Annotated in this window: 20 protein-coding genes; 16 read left to right on the top strand and 4 right to left on the bottom strand. The window is 68.1% G+C overall.

Annotated features, from left to right (window positions below):
• Positions 1–40 precede the first annotated feature (40 nt).
• From lepB to ACN9M6_RS07115, 5 genes are all read left to right on the top strand, one after another.
• Positions 41–781, top strand: coding sequence for a signal peptidase I (gene lepB / locus ACN9M6_RS07135; protein WP_419162218.1), 741 nt, complete (start codon positions 41–43; stop codon positions 779–781).
• Positions 782–1,079: 298 nt separating this feature from the next.
• Positions 1,080–2,330 (top strand): TolC family protein, encoded by a 1,251-nt coding sequence (locus tag ACN9M6_RS07130; protein ID WP_419162217.1) that lies wholly within the window; start codon positions 1,080–1,082, stop codon positions 2,328–2,330.
• A complete protein-coding gene (locus ACN9M6_RS07125; RefSeq protein ID WP_419162216.1) occupies positions 2,327–3,844 on the top strand; it encodes an efflux RND transporter periplasmic adaptor subunit in 1,518 nt (505 codons plus the stop codon). Before ACN9M6_RS07130 ends, ACN9M6_RS07125 begins: the two co-directional genes overlap by 4 nt.
• Positions 3,845–3,854: 10 nt before the next feature.
• Entirely contained in the window at positions 3,855–6,965 is a 3,111-nt protein-coding gene (locus ACN9M6_RS07120) for an efflux RND transporter permease subunit (protein ID WP_419162215.1), read from the top strand.
• A gap of 68 nt (positions 6,966–7,033) precedes the next feature.
• Positions 7,034–7,657: a hypothetical protein gene (locus tag ACN9M6_RS07115; protein WP_419162214.1), complete on the top strand. Its 624-nt coding sequence runs from the start codon at positions 7,034–7,036 to the stop codon at positions 7,655–7,657.
• On the opposite strand, the gene solA is transcribed toward ACN9M6_RS07115, so the two are convergent.
• Complete coding sequence (gene solA / locus ACN9M6_RS07110; protein ID WP_419162213.1) at positions 7,620–8,777, bottom strand: N-methyl-L-tryptophan oxidase; 1,158 nt, start codon at positions 8,775–8,777, stop codon at positions 7,620–7,622. The two genes, ACN9M6_RS07115 and solA, sit on opposite strands and share 38 nt — an antisense overlap.
• Before the next feature lie 20 nt (positions 8,778–8,797).
• Positions 8,798–10,558, bottom strand: coding sequence for a serine hydrolase domain-containing protein (locus ACN9M6_RS07105; RefSeq protein ID WP_419162212.1), 1,761 nt, complete (start codon positions 10,556–10,558; stop codon positions 8,798–8,800).
• A gap of 87 nt (positions 10,559–10,645) precedes the next feature.
• Here ACN9M6_RS07105 and ACN9M6_RS07100 point away from each other — a divergent pair, with 87 nt between their 5' ends.
• From ACN9M6_RS07100 to ACN9M6_RS07085, 4 genes are all read left to right on the top strand, one after another.
• Complete coding sequence (locus ACN9M6_RS07100) at positions 10,646–12,154, top strand: pyridoxal phosphate-dependent decarboxylase family protein (RefSeq protein WP_419162211.1); 1,509 nt, start codon at positions 10,646–10,648, stop codon at positions 12,152–12,154.
• A gap of 221 nt (positions 12,155–12,375) precedes the next feature.
• Positions 12,376–12,783, top strand: a complete 408-nt coding sequence (locus tag ACN9M6_RS07095; RefSeq protein ID WP_419162210.1) for a hypothetical protein — start codon at positions 12,376–12,378, stop codon at positions 12,781–12,783.
• Positions 12,784–12,845: 62 nt separating this feature from the next.
• On the top strand, positions 12,846–14,066 hold the full coding sequence (locus ACN9M6_RS07090; protein ID WP_419162209.1) for a sialidase family protein: 1,221 nt from the start codon (positions 12,846–12,848) through the stop codon (positions 14,064–14,066).
• 107 nt (positions 14,067–14,173) lie between these two features.
• Entirely contained in the window at positions 14,174–15,727 is a 1,554-nt protein-coding gene (locus ACN9M6_RS07085) for a BCCT family transporter (RefSeq protein WP_419162208.1), read from the top strand.
• A gap of 14 nt (positions 15,728–15,741) precedes the next feature.
• Here the strand turns inward: ACN9M6_RS07085 and ACN9M6_RS07080 are convergent, their stop codons facing one another.
• Positions 15,742–17,094 (bottom strand): DUF6986 family protein, encoded by a 1,353-nt coding sequence (locus ACN9M6_RS07080; RefSeq protein WP_419162207.1) that lies wholly within the window; start codon positions 17,092–17,094, stop codon positions 15,742–15,744.
• Between the two features lie 172 nt (positions 17,095–17,266).
• On the opposite strand from ACN9M6_RS07080, the gene ACN9M6_RS07075 reads away from it, so the two are divergent.
• Genes ACN9M6_RS07075 through ACN9M6_RS07060 form a run of 4 tightly spaced genes read left to right on the top strand, consistent with a single transcriptional unit; the run spans position 17,267 to position 22,452 of the window.
• Positions 17,267–19,105 carry an FAD-dependent oxidoreductase gene (locus ACN9M6_RS07075; RefSeq protein ID WP_419162206.1) on the top strand — a complete coding sequence of 613 codons (1,839 nt, stop codon included), beginning with the start codon at positions 17,267–17,269 and terminating at the stop codon, positions 19,103–19,105.
• Positions 19,106–19,121: 16 nt separating this feature from the next.
• Positions 19,122–20,951, top strand: coding sequence for a 2-oxoacid:acceptor oxidoreductase subunit alpha (locus ACN9M6_RS07070; protein WP_419162205.1), 1,830 nt, complete (start codon positions 19,122–19,124; stop codon positions 20,949–20,951).
• Positions 20,948–22,021 carry a 2-oxoacid:ferredoxin oxidoreductase subunit beta gene (locus ACN9M6_RS07065; protein ID WP_419162204.1) on the top strand — a complete coding sequence of 358 codons (1,074 nt, stop codon included), beginning with the start codon at positions 20,948–20,950 and terminating at the stop codon, positions 22,019–22,021. The genes ACN9M6_RS07070 and ACN9M6_RS07065 overlap by 4 nt, the downstream gene beginning before the upstream one ends.
• Before the next feature lie 41 nt (positions 22,022–22,062).
• Entirely contained in the window at positions 22,063–22,452 is a 390-nt protein-coding gene (locus ACN9M6_RS07060; protein WP_419162203.1) for a VOC family protein, read from the top strand.
• A gap of 19 nt (positions 22,453–22,471) precedes the next feature.
• Here ACN9M6_RS07060 and ACN9M6_RS07055 read toward each other — a convergent pair whose 3' ends face one another.
• Entirely contained in the window at positions 22,472–22,756 is a 285-nt protein-coding gene (locus ACN9M6_RS07055; protein WP_419162202.1) for a hypothetical protein, read from the bottom strand.
• 52 nt (positions 22,757–22,808) lie between these two features.
• Between ACN9M6_RS07055 and ACN9M6_RS07050 the strand changes: the two genes are divergently transcribed.
• From ACN9M6_RS07050 to ACN9M6_RS07040, 3 genes are all read left to right on the top strand, one after another.
• Positions 22,809–23,837 carry a proline racemase family protein gene (locus tag ACN9M6_RS07050; protein WP_419162201.1) on the top strand — a complete coding sequence of 343 codons (1,029 nt, stop codon included), beginning with the start codon at positions 22,809–22,811 and terminating at the stop codon, positions 23,835–23,837.
• 40 nt (positions 23,838–23,877) lie between these two features.
• Positions 23,878–24,123, top strand: coding sequence for a hypothetical protein (locus tag ACN9M6_RS07045; protein ID WP_419162200.1), 246 nt, complete (start codon positions 23,878–23,880; stop codon positions 24,121–24,123).
• A 111-nt stretch (positions 24,124–24,234) separates the two neighbouring features.
• Positions 24,235–24,447, top strand: a complete 213-nt coding sequence (locus ACN9M6_RS07040; RefSeq protein ID WP_419162199.1) for a hypothetical protein — start codon at positions 24,235–24,237, stop codon at positions 24,445–24,447.

Raw genomic sequence — 24,447 nt, 5'->3', positions numbered from 1 at the left:
CCGTCGCGCCGGCGGCTCCTGCAACGAGCGTCCGGAATACATGGCACGAGGTCGGAAAGAGAAGAAGAAGAAGGAGCGTCCGCCTCCTCCTCCGCGGTTCAGTTCCGCGTGGTTTCTCGACTGGCTCCGTACGCTGATCTTCGCGGCGGTCATCTTCGTTGTGTTCCGGACATTCCTGCTGGCCACGTTCGTCATCACATCGGGATCGATGGAAGACACTTTGCAGGTGGGCGATTTCCTGCTCGTGAACAGAGTATCGCTGGGCTCCCCGATTCCTTTGACGAACTTCCGCGTTCCGGGGTACGCCGAACCCGAGCACGGCGACATCATCGTGTTCCGGGCGGATCATTCCCCGGGGCTGGACATCGTCAAGCGCACCCTGGGCCTGCCGGGCGACACACTCCGGATGGACGGCGGGACTCTGTACCGGAACGGCGTCGCGCTCGACGAACCCTATGTACGCCGGGATCCCCGAAGCCCGGACTCGACGGATGCGCGGATGGTGTGGCAGACGGCGCACCTCGTGCCGGATCCGACGCGGGGGGAGTACGAGCCCACGCGCGACACGTGGGGGCCGATCGTCATTCCCGGGGAGCGGTATTTCATGCTGGGCGACAACCGCGACTCAAGTCTGGACTCGCGGTTCTGGGGACTGGTGGAGCGGAAGAAGATGCGGGGAACCCCGTTCTTCATCTACTACTCATACGACCGGGAGGCGCTGAAGCCGATCCGTTTCCTTACGGCGATGAGGCCGGGCAGGATCGGGCCCTCACCGGACTAGCGGGTCGGACCGCCGGCACCGGCGCGACGCGCGACAGGGCCGGGCGATGCCTGGATCAGAGCTTCTTCAGAAGCTTCCGAATCACGACCAGCGCGACGACAACCGCGATCTTTCTCATTCTCGTCCTCCTCCGGCGTACGACGTGAACCGTCAAATTGGCGGTTCTGCGCCTCGGCGAACAGTACGGATTGCTTCCCGCAGGGGTTTCGCGGCTGCCCGTGGCTGGTCGCCGGGGCAAAAAGGTGCACATTCAGCGGGGCGCCGGAACAGGGCGGGTCTTCGCTTTCCAGGAGGTGTCATGCGGGTCACCCGGACGTTAGCGCTGCTCGTATGCGGCGGCGCGTTCGCCACGCCGACCCTGGCGGTCGGCCAGGACGCCGTCCGGCGGGTTACGCTCGCCGAGGCCCTCGAGTCCTTCGGCCGGAACAGTCTTTCGCTCCGGATCGCACGGTCCGAATCCGCCGGGATCGCGGGCCGGGCGCGTCAGGATCGGGCGTACGCCAACCCGACGCTTCGGATGAGCCGGGAGACGCTCGGCCGCGGGGTAGAAGACTACTGGGAGACGACGGCGGGACTGGCCCAGCGGATCGAATGGCCGGGGCGCACGGCCGCCCGCGGGCGGCTCGCCGTCCACACGGTCGACGCGGCCGCGGCTCGGTTCCGCGCCGATTCGATCCGTCTGGCCTTCGAGGTTCGCGAGGCGTACGCGCAGGCCTGGCTCGCCGAGGAGGTGGAAGGGGCCGCGGCGCAGGCCGCGGACGTCATCCGCACGGTGGCCGAGGCTGCGGAGCGTCGTCTGGAGGTCGGGGACATCTCGCCCTACGAAACCCGACGGCTGAGGATCGAACGAGTCCGGGTCGACCAGGACCTGGCCGACATCCGCCTCCGCGTCCGTGCCGCCCGTCGAACACTGGCCGCGCTGATCGACCCCGAGGCCGAGACGCTCGAGGCAGCACCGTCCGAAGGGCTCGCGGGGGTTCCCCCGCCGATCGACCGTCGGGTCGCGGTAGAGGCGCTGGCCGGGAGGCCGGACCTCGAAGCAGCCGCGCGCGAGGTCGATGCGGCCGCGGCCGCGCTCTCGATGGCAAGTGCCGCCTGGGCGCCTCAGCCGACGTTGAACCTCGGGTACAAGGAACAGGCGGACGGGTTCTCCGGCGCCACATTCGGGGTCGACCTCCCGCTTCCGCTCTTCGACCGCGGGAGGGCGGGAAGAGACGGTGCGGCGGCACGGGAATCGGCCGCGGCACAGCGGCGGGACCTGCACCGGCGCCAGGCCGAAATCGACGTGATGGCGGCCTCCGATTCGTACGAGTCCGCCCGCTCTCGCCTGGAGGAGGTGGGGGATGAGCTGCTGGCGGACGCCGAAGCCCTCCTGCTCGCGGCGCGCGCAGCCTACGCGGAGGGCGAGATGACGCTGGTGGAGGCGCTGGACGCGGCGGACGCCTTCAGGGACGCGCGTATCGCCGCGGTCTCGCTCCGGTCGCGAGCCTGGATCGCCTACTACGATCTACTCCGTGCCATGGGACGCGCACCGGGGTCGGAAGGATGAGCGGCGGAGCCCGCGGCACCGCGACCATCGTTCTTGCTGCTTTCCTCACTGTAGCCGCGTGCGGGGGACCTGCGGCGGACGGGGCGGTCGTGGCCGACCATAGCCACGCCGGCGGCGGGGTGGTGACGCACTGGACAGATGCGATCGAGCTCTTCGTCGAGTATCCACCGCATGTCCAGGGCATCGCGAGCGACCCGTGGGACATCCACCTCACATGGCTCGAGGGCTGGCAGCCGGTCACCGAAGGCCGTCTCACGTTGCTGCTCCGCGGTCCGGGCGGCGCTCGCGAGGAGATCGTGTTCGAGGCGCCCTCGAGACCGGGTGTATTCGATCCGACTCCGAACCTTTCGGCGGCCGGGACCTGGCGCGCCGATCTCACTCTCGTGGCCCGGGGCACCGAGTACGCGATTCCGGTTGGGCAGCTCCAGGCGTTTGCGAGCGAGGACGTGCTGCCTCACGACGTGGAGCAGCCTCCGCCGGGGCTCATCGCTCTCTCGAAGGAACAGCAATGGTCGATGCCGTTCGAGGTTGCGGTGGCCATGGAACGTCGGATCCCGCGATCGATCCCCGCCGCCGGGGAGGTCGTGGCTCCGGCGCGAGGTCTGGCGCACATCTCGACGCCGGTCGAGGGACTCGTTCTGGTGCGAGGGCCGTCGCATGCGCCCGGAGACGAGGTGCGGGCTGGGGAGACGCTCGCCCTCATCGCGCCCACCAGCCTGGACGATTCGTATGCCCGCATGCGCGCCGATGTGGTGGAGGCCGAACGGGAGGCCGCCAGAGCGGAACGCCTGTTCGCGGTCGGCGCCATCGCGGAGCGCCGCCTCGAGGACGCGCGGCACGAACTCGGCGTCGCGCTGGCCGCCTTCGAGGCCGTTGGCGGCGTGCGGCCGAGCACGAATGCTGAAGACCCGGATCCGCACATCTATCGGCTCAGGAGTCCGATCGGGGGGGTGATCTCCGACCGCTACGTGGCTCCGGGGCAGCACGTCGAGGTCGGGACCCACGCGTTCACCGTCGTGAATCCGGACACGCTGTGGTTCGTGGCCCGGGTTCCGGCGCGACAGGCCGAAGCGGCGAGCGAGGTCCGGGGTGCGTGGTTCACTGTTGAAGGGACATCTCACGCGCACACCGCCGACCGGGTTGTCTCGGTCGGGAGCATCATCGATCCGGAGAGCCGCACGCTGCCCGTCCGCTTCGCCGTCTCGAACCCCGGCGCCGTCCTCAAGGTGGGTATGCTGGCGGAAGGCCGCCTCCTCCTCGGGGAGCCGGTGACGGGCGTGGCCGTACCGACGGAGGCGATCCTGGACGAGGACGGGCTCTCCGTCGTCTACGTGAAGCTCGGTGGGGAGGCGTTCCAGCGCCGGATCGTGCAGCCCGGACCCGCGGACGGGTCGTGGACGATCGTCCTGTCCGGCGTCGTGAACGGTGAACAGGTGGTTGCCGCGGGCGCGTACCAGGTGAGGCTGGCGTCGCTCGGCGAGGCCGAGATCTCAGACCACGGGCACCCGCACTGAGGCCGTCGCGATGAAGGCGAGCGACGGGAGAGCGGGAATCCTCGACCGGCTGGTCCTCGCCTCGCTGGAGAACCGATTCCTGGCCGTGGGCACGGCCGTCGTACTTCTGGCGGGCGGCGGCTGGGTGGCGGCCACCCTCCCCGTAGACGTCTTTCCCGACCTCACGGCGCCCACCGTCACAGTGCTCACGGACGCTCACGGACTGGCCCCGGAAGAGGTCGAGAACCTCGTCACCTTCCCCATCGAGACGGCGGTGAACGGGGCGGCGGGCGTGCGCCGGGTGCGCTCGAGCTCGGCCCAGGGGATCAGCATCGTGTGGGTCGACTTCGACTGGGGCACGGACATCCTTCGTGCGCGGCAGATCGTGAGCGAACGGCTGCAACTCGCCACCGGCCAGTTGCCGGAGGACGTGAGCGCTCCAGTGCTTGCCCCGGTGAGTTCGATCATGGGCGAGATCCTCCTCGTCGGCATGAGCGCGCCGGCTGCTCAGATCATGGAAGCGCGAACCGTGGCCGACTGGACGGTGCGGCGGAGGTTGCTCTCAGTCCCGGGGGTCTCGCAGGTCGTCTCGATCGGCGGACAGGTTCGCCAGTACCAGGTGCTGGTCCATCCGGAGCGGCTGCGGGCCTACCGAGTGGGGCTCGATCAGGTGCTTGCCGCCGCGACAGGCTCGAACCGGAACGCCTCGGGCGGCGTCTACCGCTCCGGTGGCCGGGAGATCCTCATACGCGGCATCGGGCGCGCTCGAAACCTGGAGGAGATCGGCCTCACCGTCGTAGCGGTGAGAGACGGAATCCCGGTCCTCATCGAAGACATCGCCGATGTCCGCGTCGGTCCGAAGGTCCGTCTCGGCACGGCGTCCGTGAACGCGGAGCCCGCCGTCATCCTCTCGATTCAGAAACAGCCCGGTGCCAACACGCTGGAACTCACGGAGCGGATCGACGCCGAACTCGACGCGATCGAAACGGAACTTCCAGCGGGCGTCTCGTTCGAGAGGGCCGTTTTCCGACAGGCCGACTTCATCGCGCTTGCCGTGGAGAATGTGCTGACGGCGCTCCGCGACGGTGCGTTCCTCGTCGTCGTGGTCCTTCTGCTGTTCCTGTGGAACCTGCGGACGACGGCGATCTCGGTGCTCGCGATCCCGCTCTCCCTGGCCCTCTCCGTCATCGTGCTGCGCCTGCTCGGGGGTACGATCAACACCATGACCCTGGGCGGCATGGCCATCGCGATCGGTGCGCTCGTCGACGATGCGATCATCGTCGTCGAGAACGTGCACCGCCGCCTGCGGGACGACCGAGGCCACCCGCCGGACCGCCGCCGCCCACCGCTCGCGCTCATCCGCGACGCGGCCCGCGAGATTCGGGATCCGATCCTCAACGCGACCCTCATCATCTCCATCGTCTTCGTCCCGCTCTTCTTCCTGTCCGGCGTCGAGGGGCGAATGCTGCGGCCGCTCGGGCTGGCCTACATCGTCAGCATTCTCGCGTCGCTCCTGGTGGCGGTCACCGTCACACCGGCGCTCTGCCACATGCTCCTGCCGGGGGATCGGGCGCTCGCCCGGGCACGCGAGCCGTGGCTCCTGCGCGGAATCGAGCGGATCTACGGGCGCGTCCTGGACTGGACGCTTCGGCGCTCGGGGGCCGTGCTGGCGGGCGCGACGGTCCTGCTGGCGGGTACGCTGGCCCTGGTCCCGGCGCTCGGGCGGGAGTTCCTTCCCGAGTTCCAGGAGGGCACGCTCACGCTGTCCGTCGTGAGCCTGCCGGGCACCTCGCTGGCCGAGTCCGATGCGATTGGTGCTCGAGTGGAGCGCCAACTGCTGGCGCATCCGGCGGTTGTCGCCACGTCGCGGCGCACCGGGCGGGCCGATCTCGACGAGCACGCGCAGGGCGCCAACGCCTCCGAGATCGACGCGCGACTCGACCTGTCAGGACACAAACTCGCCGAGGTGATGGCCGCGCTACGGGCGGATCTCGCGGGGCTCCCCGGGACCAACGTCACCGTGGGCCAGCCGATCGGGCACCGCATCGACCACATGCTCTCGGGGACGCGGGCCGCTATCGCGGTCAACCTGTTCGGGCCCGACCTCCTGAGGCTGCGCGATCTCGCCGGCGAGATCGAGACGGTCGCGCAGGACGTCGACGGCCTTGTCGACATCGCGGTCGAACGGCAGGCCGAGATCCCCCAGCTCCAGGTGCGGGCCGACCGCAGGGCGATGGCCCGCCACGGGGTGACCCCCGGCGCCATGGCGGCGGCCGTGGATGTCGCTTTTCAGGGCGAGGAGGTGTCGCTCATCCGGGAAGGTGATCGCGCATTCGACCTGGTCGTCCGCTACGCCGACGAGCACCGGACCGACCCCCGGGCGATCGGCGGGACGCTGATGACGACTCCGTCGGGTGCTACCGTGCCGCTCTCACAGCTGGCTTCGATCGTGCCGGCGCGCGGCCCCAACACGATCAGCCGCGAGAACGTCCAGCGGAAAATCGTGATCAGCGCCAATGTCGCGGAGCGTGATGTGGGTGGGGCCGCGGAGGAGCTTCAGGCGCGGGTCGCGACGGAGGTCGACCTGCCGCCGGGCTACTATGTCCAGTACGGAGGTCAGTTCGAGAGCGGCCGCGAGGCGACCAGGCGGATCGCGATTCTGTCGCTGTTCTCGATCGCCGCCATCTTCATGATCATGTTTCGCGCCTTCGGAAGCGCGCGGATCGCCGCGCTCCTCATGGTGAACCTGCCTCTGGCGCTGGCGGGAGGCGTGCTCGCCGTCCTGATCATCGGCGGCACGGTGAACATCGCGACGCTGGTCGGCTTCATCACGCTGTTCGGCATCGCCGTCCGCAACGGGATCCTCCTGGTGAGCCGCTATCAGGACCTTCTTGCGGCCGGCCACGCGCTGGGCCCGAGCATCAGGCGCGGCTCGCTGGAGCGGCTGAGCCCGATCCTCATGACGGCGCTCACGGCGGGTCTCGCGCTGATCCCCCTGGCGCTCGGCATCGGCGAGCCGGGGAAGGAGATCCAGGCGCCGCTCGCGGTCGTCGTCCTCGGAGGGCTGCTCACGTCCACCACCCTCAACATGGTCGTCGTGCCGGCCCTCTTCCTGCGGATCGGGAGGTTGGCGGGGGAGTAGTAGGTTACGTGGGACCGAGCCCGGCGATTCGGGGCGGATGGGTAGATCGACCAAGGGAGGGGATGGTGATGACGATGACGCTGCGAGCGGTTGTGCTTCGTGCGGTGGGCCCCCTGACGATAGCCGGCCTCCTGGCCTGCGGGGACAGTACGACGGAACCGGAGGAGGACGGGCTGACGCTGGAGGAGAGCGAGGCGCTCCTCGAGGCCGTCGTCAACAGAGCTGGGCTGGTGGCGGTCCAGACGGACGCGCTGTCCTTCACCGGTTCCATCACGTCCGCCTGCTCAGGGGGTGGTGAAGTGACCGGGGGAGGCACCCTGCTGCCCTCGCAGACCGAAGACTCGATCAGTTTCCTTGCCAACATCACGATCGTGCCGAGGGACTGCGTGGAGACCGTCCGCGGATTGACCTTCACGCTCAACGGAGCCCCCAGCCTCCGGCAGACGGGCACCTACCTTCTTTCGACGCCCGGGGACCTCACCATCCTGTTCGATCTGGATGTGAGCATGGTCGGCACCCTCGAGTACGAACTCGAGGATCGAAGCGGGACCTGCGACATCTCTGTCTCGGTCGCGTTGCAGGTGGATTTCGGCGAATTCGCGCAAACCGGGAGCGCGTCGGGCACGCTCTGCGGGAATACCGTGGAGGTGGATCTCAGCGGCCCGTTGATTCCCGACCTGCCCGGCGTATAGGAGCCCGGAAGCGGCCGATCGAAAACGGGGACAGATCATGGGATGGCGGTTCGTCGGTCAGGAGGTCCGCCATGAGGGCCCCGAGTACGGGCATGAACTTGAACGCGTGTCCGGAGCCCCCCGCGAACAGCACGACGTCCGGATGTTCGGGATGCCGGTCCAGGATGAAATCTTCGTCGGGCGTATTCGTGTAGAGGCAGACGGACGCGTGGGCCAGCGAGCCAGCCGCGTCCGGCGCGTATCGCTCGATGATTCGCCGCAGCGCCGCCGTCTCGGAGGCCCCGACCGCGCGGTCGACCCGGTCGACATCGGTCCGGCGTCCGGCCTGAAAGTGCATCCCGGACTTGAGGCCGCGCGCCGTGGGCGGGAAGCCGTACCAGGTCCCTCCGCGTTCGAGTTCCCACACCCAGGCCGGGCCGGCGGCGAGTGCGTCGGCATGGACTCCCCCGGGCTCGAACCAGTACTGCACCGTGCGCTCCACCTCGAGCGGGAGCCCGAGTCCCGGCACCAGCTGCGGTGTCCAGGCGCCTGCGGCGATCGCGAGGCGGCGCGCCCGGTACTCCCTTCGGTCCGTGCGGATCCGAACGCCGGAGGCCGAGGCCGACCATTCGGCCACCGGTTCATCGAAATGGAGGTCCGCGTCCGCCGCCGCGTCCAGCGACGCTTCGAGACAGGCTTCCAGCCCGAGGATCCCGGCCCTCGGCTCGTAGATCGTGATCGTTCCCGGGTCCGGCCGCAGCCACGGAAAACGGTCGGCGACGTCCTCCGCCGAAAGCGAGATGCAGTCGCTATCGTCCCGGACGACCTCTGCGAGCGGCCTCCCGGCGAAGACGCGGCCATCTCTCGGCCCCATCATGAGGCCGCCCGTCGTCCGCACCAGCGTCCTTCCCGAAGACACCTCCAGGCGCGCCCAGCGCCGGTAGGCCTCCTGTACGAGCGGCATGTAGAGAGACCCCTCGTACCAGGCCTCGCGGATCATCCGCGTATCGCTGTGCGCCGACCCCAGCGTGTGCGGAGGACGATAGCGGTCGAGCCCGAGGACCGAGTATCCCCGCCGCACGAGTTCGGCCGCGGTGGCGCTCCCGATGGCTCCGAGTCCGACGACGGCGAAGTCGTACATGTCGAGGCCGCGCGGCGAGCTCAGCTGCCGATTCTCGGGAAGGTGAGACGCTGGCCGGCCTCCACGATCGATACGGCGTGCGCGACGCCCTCCTGGACTTCGAACACGAGTTGCACCGCCGAGCCGTGCAGGAGGAATGCGGCAGGAGACTGGGGAAGCAGCCGGAAGGCCTCCTCGCCCGTGCGGCCGACCATGAGCACGCCCTCCTCGAGCGTGACCGTCAGCGTAGTGGCGGGGTCGATGCGGTACTCGCCGGCGAGTACGGCCAGCGCCTCCGGCTCTACGGGGATGATGGGAGGCAGAAGCACCGGATCGGGCTCGACACCCAGATCGGTCAGTCGGGTCAGAAGCCGAGGTACGCCGGGCGCGTATGTGAGGGCCGCCTCGATGTGGGCCGCCGCCGCTTCGACATCTCCAGCCTGCTCGTGAAGCTCGGACAGGGCGAAGCGGATCATGGGCGCCTCGGGCGTTGATGCCACGTAGGCCTCCAGGATCATGATCGATGTGGCCGGGTCCTCCTCCCGAAAATGGTCGGCCAGCAGCATGAGTTGTCGGGGAGAGTAGTCGTATTCGTCGGGTCGCGTGCGCCGCCAGTTGTCGTATCGGGACATCGCCGCCTCGACCCCGCCCGACTCGATGATCGGCAGCAGCCGCTCCGCGATGGAGGGCTTCGGGGGGACAGCCTCGACGCCCCACAGGACGTTCGTCAGGCCCTCCACGATGGGTCCCAGATTGGACGAGGTGTTGTCGAGGAGGGCGATGAGCCGCCGGTGGTCGGGGAAGACGCGGAGAAACGAGGAAAAACCGAAGATGCCGCCCGAGTGCTCGATCAGACGGACGTCCTCGTCGTATCCGATGTCCCGCGTGCGTACGCCGATCCCGTACGCGTAGGACTCGAGGTCGGGCGCGATCATCCGGGCCAGCGTAGTCGAGTCCCGAAACAGGGCCCCCGACGCGTCCCCCGCGTGCGCGTGAGACAGGGCGCTGCCCCAGCGCGCGAGGTCGCCGACTGTCGAATACAGCATTCCGGCGGGGTAGGGGACAGACGGGTCGATCGGGCGCGCCGGCCGGTAGCCGGTGAGGTCGCGCGTGTAGCCGCCGGCATGGTCTTCCCGCGGCACCGGCCCGTGGTCGTAATCTGTGTTGGTCAGTTCGCGCGGCTCGAGGACATACGTCCGCAGCGCCTCGGGGTAGCTCATCCCGCTGACGCGCTCCGCGATCCAGCCGAGCAGTACGTACCCCGAGTTCGAATACTCGAAATCCGTGCCCGGTTCGAAGGAGAGCGGTTCATTCCACGTCAGCGCGAGGATCTCGCCGGGCGAGAGCGGCGTCGCCGCGCTCGACTCCATGAATCCCGGGATGTTCGTGTAGCTGGGGAGTCCCGACGTATGGGTGAGCAGATGGTGGAGGGTGATCCGGTCGGCGTTCTCGGCCGGATACTCCTCGATGTAGCGACCGACGGGGTCGTCGACCAGCAGAAGGCCTTCCTCCTCGAGTCTCAGGATCAGCGCGGCCGTGAACTGCTTGGTCAGCGAGGCGATGCGGAACCGCGTGGCCTCGGAATTGGCGATCCCGCCCGCAAAGTCGGCGTGGCCGAACGCGCCCTCGAACAGGATCGCTCCTTCGTCCACGATGAGGGCCGCGCCGTTGAAGCGCCGCAAGTCGTGGAAAGACCGGAGATAGGCTTCCGCCCTGTCCGGCCGCGACTGCGCCTGTGCGCTCGAGGCGAGCGCCAGGGCGAGCGCCAGAGCGAACCAGCTATTTCTGCGCCACGGGTGCAACGCGGATCCTCCGTTACGGTTCCTGCGTTCGTCGGCCGAGGGCTCCGCAAGCTCGCGTCACCCGGTGGGAGAAGATAGGATCGCATCATGCGCTCGATCTCAAGTCGGCAGCGGTCCCGGATTCTCGAACTGGAGGAGGCAGCGCGGCCGCTCGAACCGGATACGGGCGAGCGCGACCGGCTCATGGAGTCCGCGCATGCCTATGCCCAACGGCTCCTGAACGAGCTTCCGGACCGCCCCGCCTACAACCACGACAAGTCGGCTGCCGCGGGCCTGCGGAGGCTGCGGATCGGGGCCGATACGCTGCCGATCGAGGCGCTCATCGAGCGGGTCGACGAATCGGTCGTGCGGCCGGGGCTTCTGCCGTCGCACGGCGGACATCTCGGCTACGTGCCGGGTGGCGGGATCTACGCGTCGTCGCTCGGCGATTATCTGGCCGCGGTGACGAACGAGTACGCCGGTGTCCGGTTCGCGGGACCTGGATCCGTCGAGATGGAGGATCTGATCCTCGACTGGATGGCGTCGCTCGTCGGGTTCCCGGAGAGTTCCGACGGCAACCTCGCCTCGGGCGGCTCGATCGCCAGCTTGATCGCGGTCGTCACGGCGCGAGAAGCGGCCGGGCTCCGAGCGCGGGACTACGAGCGCGCCGTCGTCTACGCTTCCGCGCACACGCACCATTGCCTGCACAAGGCGATCCGGGTCGCCGGCATGGGGGAAGCCGTCCGGCGCGAAGTCGCGCGTGACCGCCACTTCCGGCTGTGCCCGGACTCCCTCGCCGAACTCGTCGCGGCGGACCGCGCCCGGGGACTCCGGCCGTGGCTCGTACTCGGATCGGCGGGCACCGCGGATACCGGCGCGGTCGATCCGCTCGGCCCCATCGCGGAGGTGTGCGAGCGGGAGGGTCTCTGGTTTCACGTCGACGCCGCCTACGGGGGCTTCTTCGCCCTCGTCGAGGCGTGCCGGCCGCTGCTCGCCGGCATGGAGCGTGCGGATTCGCTGGTCCTCGATCCCCACAAGGGAATGTTCCTCCCCTACGGTACCGGCGCGGTCCTGATCCGCGACGGCGAAGCCCTGCAGGACGCGCACGCCTACTACGCCAGCTACCTGCAGGACACGGTCGAGTCCGAGTGGGGAGGTCGCTCGCCCGCCGCCGTCTCGCCCGAACTCACGAAGCACTTTCGCGGGCTCCGGGTCTGGTTGCCGCTCCTCCTGTATGGCGAGGCTCCGTTTCGGGCCTGTCTGGAGGAGAAGCTCGAACTCGCCCGGTATTTCCACCGCGAAATCGAAGCGCTCGGGTTCGAGGTGGGTCCGGAGCCCCAGCTCACGGTGGTCACGTACCGCTGGGTCCCCGAGTCGGGTGACGCGAACGCGTTCAACCGGGCGCTCGTCGAAGAGACGCACCGGGATGGGCGTGTCTTTCTCTCGTCGACGACCATCGACGGGACTTTCGTGGTGCGGATGGCGGCGCTCGCGTTCCGCACGCACCTCCACACGATCGATCAGGCGCTGGAGGTTCTCCGCGAAGCCGTGGAACGGCTCGAGGCTCACCCCGAGCGATGGCGCCCCCGGGTAGACGCCGCCAAAGCACGGGGCTGATGTCGGGCTCCGGCGCGGGCACCACCCGACAGGACGTACGCTACGAGCCTCACGAGCGGCCCCCGCTCGCGCTCTCCGCCGGCCTCGGGCTTCAGTACGCCATCCTCTCCTGTCCTGGGCTGTGTGCGCGGCGCTTGTGATCAGCGGGCTCACCACGGCGATCCAGGCGCGAAGACTGGGGCGCATCGGGGCCGGCTACATCCTCGTCATGCCGTTCCCGTTTGAAGACCCGGCTGACCGCCGAGACGTGGCCGGAGGTCGACGCCTTCCTGTCGAAGTTCGCCGCCCGCAAGGGATGGGGTGAAGAGATGGAACTGCGCCTGCGCGCGGTGGGTGAAGAGACGGTACAGATCCTCGTTCGCGGGGACGGTGAAGAGCCGCCGGAGGTAGAGCGGAGCCTGCTGCTCATCGCGCGCAGCGACGGCGACGCGGCGGATCTGGAGTTCATCGCGACGACGGATGAGACGAACCTCGAGGATCAGCTGGCCATGCTCAGCGAGGCGGCCGCCAGCGTACCCGTCGAGGCCGAGACGCCGCTTCGGCTTCTACGCCACTACGCGTCGTCGATACGTCACCACCGGTACCACGACATCGACATCCTCGCGATTCGGGTCGAAGCTGTCGGCTAGTGTCCGAGTTCTCATGGCACGGCTGGACGCGTATCATACCCGCCAACAGCTGTGGAGAAGAGATGAAGACTGATCGCACGAAGTTCCTGCCTTTCGTCCTGGCCGCCGTTCTGTGCGGGTGCGCCGCCGACGTGGAGCGACGCACGTCGCTGACGCCGGGAGAGGTCGAGTTCGAACGGCCGCCCGGTAGCGGGGAGCCCTATCTCTCTCCGGGCGCGGAGGGTCGCGCCGTGCTGACCTGGATCGAGCCGGAAGGGGAGGCCAGCGCGCTGCGCCTGGCGGTCCGCGACGGGGACGGGTGGTCGGCCCCGCGCACGGTGCGAGCCACGGATCAGCTGTTCGTCAACTGGGCGGACTTCCCCTCATCGGTCGAGATGCCGGACGGTACGATCGCCGTTCACTGGCTGGAGAAGGTCGCCGAGGCGCCATACGCCTATCACGTGATGCTCGCGCTGTCCCCGGACGGGGGGGCTACATGGAGTGAGCCCGTGCGCGCGCATGACGATGCGTCTCCGACGGAACACGGTTTCGTGTCGATGGTGCCCTGGCGGGACGGGGCGGGGCTCACGTGGCTCGACGGCCGCGCGATGCTCCCGGATCCCGAGAGCGGCGCGCGCGGTGCCATGTCCGTCCGCTTTCGCACACTTGCACCCGATGGCCATCTGGGGCCCGAAGTTCTGCTCGACGACCGGACGTGCGAGTGCTGCCAGACCGCTCTGGCCCGCGTGAACGAAGGCCTGGTCGCCGCCTACCGCGACCGGAGCGAATCAGAAGTCCGCGACATCTCGGTCGTTCGCGGGGCGGGGGAGCAGTGGACCGACCCCGCGCCGCTGTCGACCGACGGCTGGACGATGCCGGGCTGCCCGGTGAACGGACCGCAGCTGAGCGGAAACGAGCAGGCGCTCGCCTCGGCGTGGTACACGGGGGTCGGCGGCGCGCCCCGGGTGCACGTCGCGTTCTCGGACGACGGCGGCGCGACCTTCGGCCCGCGCATCCGGATCGACGAGGGCCTGCCATTGGGCCGGGTGGACATCGAGCGCCTGGACGACGGCTCGGCGGTGGCCGTGTGGCTGGAAGCGTCCGACGATGCCCCGCGCGTTCTCGCCCGTCGCGTATGGCCGGACGGGTCCATGGAGGCGTCGGTGCTCGTCTCCGAGACCGCCGGTGAACGCTCGAGCGGGTTCCCCCGCATGGTGCGCCTCGCCGACGAATTGCTGATCGCGTGGACGCTCGCGACCGACGATGGTGGCGTGCGCGTGCGGAGCGTGCGGCTCTCAGGCTGACCCCATCGAGAAGGTGCGGACCGCGGATGCACTGTCGGTCCCAAAGCTGGCCTTCTTTTTGAGCCGGAACATCGTACGAGGCGGCGACGGCCCACTGACGAAACCCTATGACTGAGATTCCGAAGACCGACTACAAGCTGGGTCAGGACAACGTCCGCGTTCTCGGCCTCGACATCCACAATCCGGTCTTCGTCGTCTCCAGCCTCGGCATCATCGCGTTCGTCGCCGGGGTACTGGTATTCCAGGCCGAGGCGACGGCCGCCTTCGGGGCGCTGCGCGCGTGGCTCATGTCGACGTTCGACTGGGTGTTCATGGGCGCGGGCAACTTCTTCGTACTCTTCTGCCTGCTCCTCATGGCGACGCCGCTTGGCCGCGTTCGCCTGGGCGGCGCGGATGCCCGGCCGGACTATTCTCGATCGACCTGGTTCGCGATGCTGTTCGCCGCCGGGGTGGGCATCGGCCTGATGTTCTTTGGGGTGTCGGAGCCGGTGGAGCATTTTCTGCAACCGCCGCTCGGGCTCGAGGCGGCCGACACGGCGGCAGCGCGCCTCGGCATGGCCGGCGCCATCTACCACTGGGGCATCCATGGGTGGGCCATCTACGCGGTGGCGGCGCTGTCGATCGCCTTCGCGTCGTACAACCTTGGCCTGCCGATGACGCTCCGGTCGGCGTTCTATCCGCTCCTGGGGGACGCGGTGTGGGGCCGGTTCGGCCACGGCATAGACATTCTCGCCGTCTTCGCCACGATCTTCGGGCTGGCCACGTCGCTCGGCCTGGGCGCTCAACAGTTGGCGGGGGGGCTGGCCCACCTGTGGGGCACGCCGACGACCGACACTATTCAGGTCCTGCTGATCGCCGGCATCACCGGCATGGCGCTGACGTCGGTTGTCAGCGGGATGGAGAAGGGGGTCAAGCGGCTGAGCGAAGCCAACCTGTGGCTCGCCCTACTTCTGCTGGCGTTCGTGCTGATGGTCGGCCCGACGCTCGACATCGCCACCCGCACCGTGACCAGCCTCGGTCATTATCTTGCAGCGATCGGACCGCTCAGCAACTGGGTGGGCCGCGAGGACCTCCACTTCATGCACGGCTGGACGATCTTCTACTGGGCCTGGTGGATCTCGTGGTCCCCTTTCGTCGGCTTGTTCATCGCCCGAGTCTCGCGCGGCCGGACGGTGCGCGAACTGATCGCCTGCATGCTGATCATCCCGACGCTGACTATCGCAATCTGGATGAACGCCTTCGGCGGGACTGCAGTTTCGCAGTACGTCGACCGCGGTCATCTCGACGTGATCGCGGCCGTGCAGGCGCAGCAACCGGAGATCGCCCTGTTCGCGCTGCTGGAGACGCTGCCGCTTGCGAGCGTCACGTCGGTCATCGGTCTCGTGCTCATCGTGGTGTTCTTCGTCACCTCCTCCGACTCCGGATCGCTGGTTATCGACACCATCACCGCCGGCGGCAAGCTGGACGCGCCGGTCGCCCAGCGCGTGTTCTGGTGCGTCTTCGAGGGGCTGGTCACCGTCGCACTGCTGCTCGGCGGCGGCCTCGTGGCCGCACAGGCGGCCATCACCGCCGCCGGACTTCCCTTCGCGCTGGTGCTGGTCGCCCTGTGCTACACCACCTGGAAGGGGCTACGCGCGACACAAACAGACCGGGCCGGATAACCGTCACCGGAGGATCAGGCCCCGCGCCGTTCAAGGATCGCCCGGAAGGTGCGGGTCTCGAGTTCCTCGCCGGAGAGTCCGGATCTCGCTGCCTCTTCGGGCGTCAGGGCGCCGCTCGCGAGCCCGCGCAGGAAGAAGTTCAGGAGACCCTGTCCCGACGCCTCGTCATCGAACACGGATCCGGTGAGGATGGCCTGTCCCGCGCCGGCCACGAACCGCTCGAGCCGCCGTGCCGCCGCATCCAGTCCCTCGAGGAAGAAGGAGAAGACGGCGGCGTAGCGGGACACAAGCTGCGCCGGGTGCAGGTCCCAGCTCTGGTAGTAGCCCTGGCTCAACGAACGCCGGACATCGAAGTAGTGCCGCCGCCAGGCGCCCCGTACGACGGCCCGGTTCTCGTCCCGCTCGAACGCCGAGAGCGCAGCCTGTCCGCGGTGGGGTTCGACGGGCAGCACGTTCGTGGCGCCATCGGACAGTTGCACGCCGGTCTGCGCAAGGGAGAGCTTGAGGATCTGTCGCGCCGTTTCCAGAAGCGGGTGATCCAGCGTCTGTTCCTCCGCCGCGACCCCCGCGGCGCCAGTGAGGTCATAGGCTCCGAGGTGCACGGTGCGGCAGCGTCCGCCGGCTGCGTCGACAAGATCGGATGCCACGATCCGTCCGCCGGGTCCGATCAGCGACTGCGGCGTCTCGATCATGAGGTCGATCGCGACGGCGTCCCTGGCCAGTCCCAGCCCCTGCTCCAGCCGATCGAGCGTGCGCGCGAGCACCTCTACCTGTTCAGGCCTCACGATCTTGGGAAGGAGGACGGAAAACCCCTCCGGCAGCGGGCCGTCGGACGCGACGAGCGCGGTCAGATAGAGATCGAGGGTGCGGAGTGCGCGCCCGCCCGTGATGTCCGAGAGCGGTTTGAGGCGGATTCCGAGCGCGGGCGGAAGGCTCCCGGCCACAACCCCCGCTGCCGTCTCTTCCGCCGCGGCCACCGCCGCCGCGTCTTCGTCCTCATCGGCGCGGGCTCCGAAGCCATCCTCGAAGTCGATCAGGAAGCTCTCGACCGGCTCCCGCTCGAGCTTGGCGTGCACGCGCGCATGCACCGCCTCCGCAATCCCGTTCGGCACGGCGCCGCCGAGCGCCTCGCCAAGGCCGGTCGGATCTGCGGCGTACCGGTCGAGGTACTCCCGGGCGATTCTCCCGAGCTTCGCGGCCGTGTCACGGCGGAACAGGTGTGCGCCACCCGAGACCGTGTGGACGGGCTGCCGCGATTCCGGGACTCCCGGGTAGCGATCATGGTGATCGGCGAGTGCCGCCTCGAGGCCTCCGAGGGCCCGAAGGATCTCTCCTTCCGAGAGGGACAGGCGGGGTCGTTTTCTCATCGGTGCAACTTTCGCGCCCCCGGGGCGTTGCAGCAACGCGGCGGAGCGGCGCCGGGGAAACTGGCGACAGGTCGTCTCGTCCCATAGGATTGCGGGCGGTTCATCTCACCAAGTGACTTGCGGGACGGGGAGCCGTGGGGCCTGGCGGGCGGGGTCGGCCCGAGGAGAGACGGTGGAGCCAACAAACGTCGGACATCCCGACTACTACCACAAAGTCGTGGATTGCCAGTGGGCCTGCCCGGCCCATACGAACGTACCGGGTTATATCCGACTCATCGCGCAGGAACGGTACGACGACGCCTATATGGTCAACTGGGAGTCGAATGTCTTCCCGGGCATCCTCGGCCGGACGTGCGACCGCCCCTGCGAGCCCGCCTGCCGCCGCACACGCGTCGAAGACAAGCCGGTGGCGATCTGCCGCCTGAAGCGTGTCGCCGCGGACCTCCGGGGCGACGTCACCCCGCGCTTCCCGACCATCCCCGAGCGCAAGAACGGGAAGAAGATCGCCTGCGTGGGCGCGGGCCCCGCTTCACTGACGGTCGCCCGCGACCTCATGCCGCTGGGCTACGAGGTCACGATCTTCGAGAAAAACGACCGGCCCGGCGGGCTCATGTGGACAAACATCCCGCAGTTCCGCCTTCCTCCGGAGGTGCTATGGGAGGAGATCGACTACATCCTCGACATGGGCGTCGACATCCGGTACAACGCGCCCGTCAAGAGCATGAAGTGGCTCCTCGATCAGGGGTACGACGCGATCTTCGTCGGCTCGGGCGCCCCGCGGGGCAAGGAACTTCATCTGCCGGGGCGGTACGACACAGATCACATCCATATCGGCATCGACTGGCTCGAATCCGTCGCCTTCGGGCACACGAACTCGATCGAAGAGAAAGTGCTCGTCATCGGCGTCGGGAACACGGCCATGGACTGCTGCCGCACGTCGAAGCGCATCGGCGGCACCAACGTCAAGGTCATGGCCCGCAAGTCGAAGCCGTACTTCAAGGCGTCACAGTGGGAACTCGAGGATGCCGAGGAAGAGCTGGTCGACATCGTCGAGAACCATTCGCCCACGGAGTTCGTGGTCGAGGACGGCGTCCTGAAGGGGATGAACTTCGACATCGTCGAATGGCACGAGAACGACGCCGGACGCCTCGTGGCGACCAAGCTCGACGAAGCGTTCTTCCCGGCCGACGCGGTGATCCTCGCCATCGGACAGGAGACCGCCCTCACCTGGATCGAGGACGACGCGGGGATCGAGTTCAACAAGTGGCGCGAGGCGGTCGTCGACCGGAAGACGTTCATGTCGACGCGGGAGGGCGTGTTCTTCGGCGGCGACGCGGCATGGGGCCCCGAGAACATCATCTGGGCGGCGGAGCACGGCCACCAGGCGGCCATCTCCATCCACGCCTACTGCCACGGCGAGGATCTCGAGCGGCGGCCCCCCGACCGGATGAACCTCGTCAGTGCCAAGATGGGACTCCACGAGTGGAGCTACTCGAACGACTACGAGTACGCGGCGCGGCGGAAGATGCGTCACGTCCGCCTCGAGGAGCGGCTCAAGAGCATCGAGACGGAGGTCGAGGAGGGCTTCGACCTCGAGCAGACGCTGACCGAGGTCGAGCGCTGCCTCAACTGCGATCTCCAGACCCACTTCACGGGGAGCCTGTGCATCGAATGCGACGCCTGCATCGACATCTGTCCTCTGAACTGTCTGACGATCACCCACAACGGTGAAGAAGCCGAACTCCGGACCCGGCTCATCGCGCCGGCCGAGAACACGGGGCAGGATCTTTACGTTTCCGAGGCCCTGCCTCAGACGTCTCGCGTCATGGTGAAGGACGAGGACCTGTGCATTCATTGCGGGTTGTGCGCGGAGCGCTGTCCGACCGCGGCGTGGGACATGCGGACGTTCGATCTGCTCAAGCCCTACGCGGGACAGGACGACGACCACCCCTACTCGGGGCTGGGGATCGAGGAGATGTCGCCGGGCGGCCTCGTCCCGCCGGCTCCCTGAGCGGCGAACGGGCGGCATGATGGCCAGGCGTGTGAACGATTTCGCGCTCAAGATCGCGACGGTAAACGGCACCGGTTCCGCCAGTGCCAACGGCCTCATCATGCAGTTGATCTTCCGGATGGGTGTGCCCGTGTCGGGGAAAAACGTCTTCCCCTCGAACATTCAGGGACTTCCCACCTGGTACGAGATCCGCGTGAACCGCACCGGGCACGTGGCGCGCCCGCCGGACTTCGACCTGATGGTCGCGATGAATCCGGAGACGTACGCGCGCGATATCGAGGAACTCGTTTCCGGAGGCTGGCTGCTGTACGACTCGAGCTGGCCGATGGCGGATACGCTGAATCGGGATGACGTGACTTTCCTCGGCGTCCCGCTGGCCGAGATGTGCGTGAAGCACTTCGATGGCGGCCGCACGCGCATCCTCATGAAGAACATCGCCTACACGGGGGCGCTCGCCGCGCTGCTCGACCTCGATATGGGCGTGATCCGGGGACTCCTCGAGGAGACGTTCGGCGAGAGGAAGCGGCACCTGCTGGAGGCCAACTTCAAGGCGATCCGCCTCGGCTACGACTACGCGGTCGAGAATTTCGACTGTCCGCTGCCGGTCCGGCTCGAGGCGATGGACGCGACGCGCGAATCGATCCTGATCGACGGCAACTCGGCGGCGGCGCTGGGCTGCGTCTACGCCGGCGCGACGGTCGCGGCCTGGTATCCGATCACTCCCTCTACTTCGCTGGTCGACGCTTTCACGGCGTACTGCCGGCATCTGCGCGTCGAGGAGGACTCCGGCCGAAGCAAGGCGGCGATCCTCCAGGCGGAGGACGAACTCGCGGCGGCCGGGATCACGATCGGGGCCGGTTGGGCAGGGGCACGGGCCTTCACGTCGACGAGCGGAGCGGGCATCTCGCTGATGACGGAGTTTATCGGGCTCGCCTACTATGCCGAGATCCCGTGCGTGTTCTTCGACATCGAGCGCGTGGGCCCGTCAACGGGGATGCCGACCCGAACGCAGCAGGGCGACATCCTCCTGTGCGCCTATGCGTCGCACGGGGATACGAAGCACATCTGCCTCTATCCGAAGGACCCGGCGGAGTGCTTCGAGTTCGGCGTGCAGTCCTTCGATCTGGCCGAACGCTTCCAGACGCCGGTGTTCGTGCTTTCCGACCTGGATATCGGGATGAACGACTGGGTCGTGCCCCGGTTCCGGTGGGATGACGCGTATCGGCCCGATCGCGGAAAGGTGCTCGACGCGGAAGCGCTGGAGGAGATCGACACCTTCTACCGTTACCTCGACGTCGATGGTGACGGGATCCCGTACCGGACGATTCCGGGCGAGCATCCGAAGGGGGCCTATTTCACGAGAGGATCGGGCCACACCAAGTACGGGAAGTACACGGAAGATGAAGAGGAATACCTCGAGGTCATCGACCGCATCGCGACGAAGATCGAGAACGCGGCTGAAGCCGTTCCTTCCCCGGAAATCCGGTCGCGACCGGGCGCGCGGTACGGGCTCATCACCGTCGGCGCCTGCGACGGAGCGGTGCGCGAGGCCATGGATGAGTTCGAGGAGCAGGGGCTTCGCTTCGACTACATGCGGATCCGGGGCTTCCCCTTCGCGCCCGAGGTCGGCCGTTTCGTCGAGGCGCACGATCTCAACATCGTCATAGAACAGAACCGGGACGCGCAGTTGAAGTCACTACTCACGCTGGAGACATCGGCTTCGAAGGACCGGCTCGCCTCGCTGCTTCGATATGGCGGGCTCCCGCTGAGCGCGCACCAGGTCACGGAGGGCGTGAGAGATCGCCTCGGCCTCGGGGCCGAGTCTGTGGAAGGAGTGGGCGCATGACGTACATCGCCAAGCCGCGGGTCTTCCATCCCAGTCTGGAGAAGAACGAACTCGGCCTCACGCGCCGTGACTACGAGGGCGTCATGTCCACGCTGTGCGCGGGGTGCGGCCACGATTCGGTCACGGCCGCGCTGACCGAGGCGGCGTGGGAACTCGCGATCCCGACGCACGGGGCGGCCAAGATGAGCGGGATCGGCTGCTCGTCGAAGACGACCGCCTATTTCATGTCCGAGTCGCACGGCTTCAACAGCGTACACGGGCGGATGCCGTCGGTGGCAAGCGGGGCGAACGCGGCGAACCGGGACCTCGTGTATATCGGCGTTTCCGGCGACGGGGACTCGCTCTCGATCGGGCTCGGGCAGCTTTGCCACGGTGTGCGACGCAATCTCAACCTCCTCTACGTCATCGAGAACAACGGGGTGTATGGCCTGACGAAGGGCCAGTTCTCGGCCTCGGCCGACATGGGATCTAAATCCAAGCGCGGCGTCCCGAACGAACAGCCTCCGATCGATCCCGTGCTCCTCGCGCTGTCGATCGGCGCCACTTTCGTGGCCCGCGGCTTCTCGGGAGACAAGAATCAGCTCGTCCCCATCATCAAGGCGGGGATCCGGCATCCGGGGCTGGCGCTCGTCGACGTGATCTCGCCCTGCGTGACGTTCAACGACCATGTGGGCTCGACGAAGAGCTACGCCTACACGCGGGAACACTTCCGGGAGGCGGTCGAAGCCGCGTTCGTGACCCCGAGTGACTTCGTGCCGTCGGCGGACGAGATCACCGCGGACCTGGGAACCGAGGGGATCCGCGACGTTCGCATGCACGACGGGAGCGTGGTCCGCTTCCGGCAGGCGGGGGACGACTACGATCCCACGGACCGCGACGCGGTGTACAGCTATCTGCGCGAGCGGCAGGGGGCGGGCGAGGTGCCCACGGGTCTCCTCTACCTGGACCCGGACTCGAGGGATCTGCACGACGTGCTCGGGACGGTCGACCGGCCGTTGTGGAGTCTGCCCTTCGAGGAACTGTGCCCGGGCGCGGACGCGCTCGACGCCCTGATGGAGAACTACCGATAGCGGAGGGGCGGTCGGCGGCGCGCTTCGCCGCGGTGCAGCCCGTGCTCCCGTCGCGGGATGTCGCCGCCGCGATCGGCTTCTACGTGGGACGGCTCGGTTTCCGGCTCGCCTTCGCCGATTCGACTCGCGATCCCGGCTACGCCGGGGTGAGACGGGACGGGATCGAGCTCCACCTCCAGTGGCACGACGCCGAGGAATGGTCCCGGGTCGAGCGGCCCATGCTCCGCTTCGTCGTCCCCGACGTGGAGGCGCTGTTCGAGGAGTACCGGGACCGGGGCCTCTTCCACGAGCGGACCGCCTTGCGGCGCACGGCGTGGGGAACGCGGGAGTTCGCCTTCTACGACCTCGACATGAACGGGCTCACCTTCTATCGCGATCTGGCCGTGGATGAAGCACCGGACCCGCCGGCCGGTGAGGGTGACCCCGGATGATCGACGTGGGCGCGGAACGCTACGCCTCGGGGTCACACGCATAGCGCGACAGCTGGGCGCCGGCCACGGCCCCGAGCACCGGTCCCCAGACGTAGGGCAGCGAGAAGGACCCGATGCCGAGTGCGATCGCCGGGTTGAGCAGGCATCCCGAGACCGGTCCGAGCAGGTGGACGAGGACTCCGAGGGTGAGCCCCGCCATCGCCGGTGCCGGGATGGGAAAACCGGGGTTGTGGACGGAGATCGAAACGGACAGCGTGAGCGCTAACGTGCCCAGCAGTTCGGCGACGACAGCCCTCGGTCTCATGTCTCCTCCGTGGTTGGAGCGGACACCGGCGACGGAGCGTAAGATCCAGCACATGGCATGGACACCCCCCGAACACTGGCTTCGCATCGAGACCGTCGATGCTCACACGGAGGGCGAGCCGCTGCGCGTCATCGTGGCGGGCTTTCCCGACCTCCCCGGAGCCACGGTACTGGCCCGGCGCCGCGCCGCGCGCTCGGACTACGACGAGGTCCGCCGGGCTCTGATGTGGGAGCCGCGGGGGCACGCCGACATGTACGGTTGCCTCGTGATGCCTCCGGTGACGACGGAGGCGGATTTTTCGGTTCTGTTCATGCACAACGAAGGCTTCTCGACCATGTGCGGTCACGGAATCATCGGCGTGACCAAGATCGCGGTGGAGGCCGGCTGGATCGACGGGGCGGGAGATTCACGATCGGTTACGATCGACACCCCCGCGGGCCTGGTCCGCGCCCGCGCGATCGTCGAGGGTGACCGCGTCCGCGAAGTCCGCTTCGTCAACGTCCCCTCCTTCGCTCCTTCGCTCGGCAACGTCGTGGAGGTCGAGGGGCTGGGGACGGTCTCGTATGATCTGGCTTTCGGCGGAGCCTTCTATGCGTTCGTCGACGCGGACGCGCTCGGGTTGCCGCTGACCCCCGCCGGTGCCGAGGATCTCGTGGACGCGGGGCGCCGAATCACCCGCGCGGTGTCGTCGTCAGCCGCCGACGACATCCGGCATCCGGGCGACCCCGATCTGGGATTCCTGTACGGGACCGTATTCATCGGCGCGCCCGAAGATCATGAGCGTCACTCCCGTCACGTGTGCATCTTCGCCGATGGGGAACTCGACCGGAGTCCGACCGGGACGGCCGTCAGCGGGCGCCTGGCCATCCTGTACGCCCGCGACGAGATCGCGGGGGACGAAGAGATCGCGATCGAGAGTATCCTGGGTGGCCGTTTCAGCGGGAGGATTGTCGGCACCAGTGCCGTCGGCGCACACACGGCGATCGTGCCCGAGGTCGGCGGCCGGGCCTGGGTCACGGGACGGCACGAATTCGTCATCGACCCAGAAGATCCGTGGGGAGCCGGCTTCCTCCTGCGCTGATTCGTTGCCGCCCGACGGGGCCCCACGGGAGGTTACAAGAATGCCCCATATCGAGACCGTAGCCCCTGATGAGGCGACCGGCCTCCTCGCGAAGGAGTACGGGAAGGCCATCCGTCGCGCCGGGCGCGTCTTCAACGTCATCGGAATCCAGAGTCTGAACCCGGCTGTCCTCGGCGCCTCGGTCCGCTTGTACGAAGCGCTCATGCTCGGACCCGGGCCGCTGGGCCGGGACGTGCGGGAGATGCTCGCCACGGTGACGTCGCGCGAACTCGAGTGCTTCTACTGAACGGAGGCGCACGGGGAGGATCTCCGTCGGCTTACGGGAAATGACGAACTGGCCCGCGCGATCCGGACCGACTACCGGACCGCGCGGCTCGATGAGAAGACCCGCCGGTTGATGGACTTCGCCGTCTCGGTCACGCGTGAGCCCACGGCGACCGGCGCGAGCGATATCGAGGCGCTGCGCGCGGTGGGGTGGACGGACCCGCAGATCCTCACCGCGACCGAGGTCATCGGCTTCTTCAACTACTACGTGCGGATGGTCGAGGCCCTCGGTGTCGAAGCGGAGCCCGAGATGTCCCGGGACCCGGACGTGTGGCCGGATCCCTGA

The organism is Candidatus Palauibacter sp. (assembly GCF_965197445.1).
Classification (GTDB): Bacteria; Gemmatimonadota; Gemmatimonadetes; order Palauibacterales; family Palauibacteraceae; genus Palauibacter.
This window is presented reverse-complemented; position numbering and strand designations above follow the sequence as displayed.

Coding starts and splice junctions, on each gene's coding strand:
- ACN9M6_RS07085 (WP_419162208.1), top strand. CDS start 14,174: ATGACTGAGATTCCGAAGACCGACTACAAGCTGGGTCAGGACAACGTC.
- ACN9M6_RS07130 (WP_419162217.1), top strand. CDS start 1,080: ATGCGGGTCACCCGGACGTTAGCGCTGCTCGTATGCGGCGGCGCGTTC.
- ACN9M6_RS07065 (WP_419162204.1), top strand. CDS start 20,948: ATGACGTACATCGCCAAGCCGCGGGTCTTCCATCCCAGTCTGGAGAAG.
- solA (WP_419162213.1), bottom strand. CDS start 8,777: ATGTACGACTTCGCCGTCGTCGGACTCGGAGCCATCGGGAGCGCCACC.
- ACN9M6_RS07040 (WP_419162199.1), top strand. CDS start 24,235: ATGGACTTCGCCGTCTCGGTCACGCGTGAGCCCACGGCGACCGGCGCG.
- ACN9M6_RS07070 (WP_419162205.1), top strand. CDS start 19,122: ATGATGGCCAGGCGTGTGAACGATTTCGCGCTCAAGATCGCGACGGTA.
- ACN9M6_RS07090 (WP_419162209.1), top strand. CDS start 12,846: ATGAAGACTGATCGCACGAAGTTCCTGCCTTTCGTCCTGGCCGCCGTT.
- ACN9M6_RS07120 (WP_419162215.1), top strand. CDS start 3,855: ATGAAGGCGAGCGACGGGAGAGCGGGAATCCTCGACCGGCTGGTCCTC.
- ACN9M6_RS07080 (WP_419162207.1), bottom strand. CDS start 17,094: ATGAGAAAACGACCCCGCCTGTCCCTCTCGGAAGGAGAGATCCTTCGG.
- lepB (WP_419162218.1), top strand. CDS start 41: ATGGCACGAGGTCGGAAAGAGAAGAAGAAGAAGGAGCGTCCGCCTCCT.
- ACN9M6_RS07125 (WP_419162216.1), top strand. CDS start 2,327: ATGAGCGGCGGAGCCCGCGGCACCGCGACCATCGTTCTTGCTGCTTTC.
- ACN9M6_RS07055 (WP_419162202.1), bottom strand. CDS start 22,756: ATGAGACCGAGGGCTGTCGTCGCCGAACTGCTGGGCACGTTAGCGCTC.
- ACN9M6_RS07050 (WP_419162201.1), top strand. CDS start 22,809: ATGGCATGGACACCCCCCGAACACTGGCTTCGCATCGAGACCGTCGAT.
- ACN9M6_RS07115 (WP_419162214.1), top strand. CDS start 7,034: ATGACGATGACGCTGCGAGCGGTTGTGCTTCGTGCGGTGGGCCCCCTG.
- ACN9M6_RS07100 (WP_419162211.1), top strand. CDS start 10,646: ATGCGCTCGATCTCAAGTCGGCAGCGGTCCCGGATTCTCGAACTGGAG.
- ACN9M6_RS07045 (WP_419162200.1), top strand. CDS start 23,878: ATGCCCCATATCGAGACCGTAGCCCCTGATGAGGCGACCGGCCTCCTC.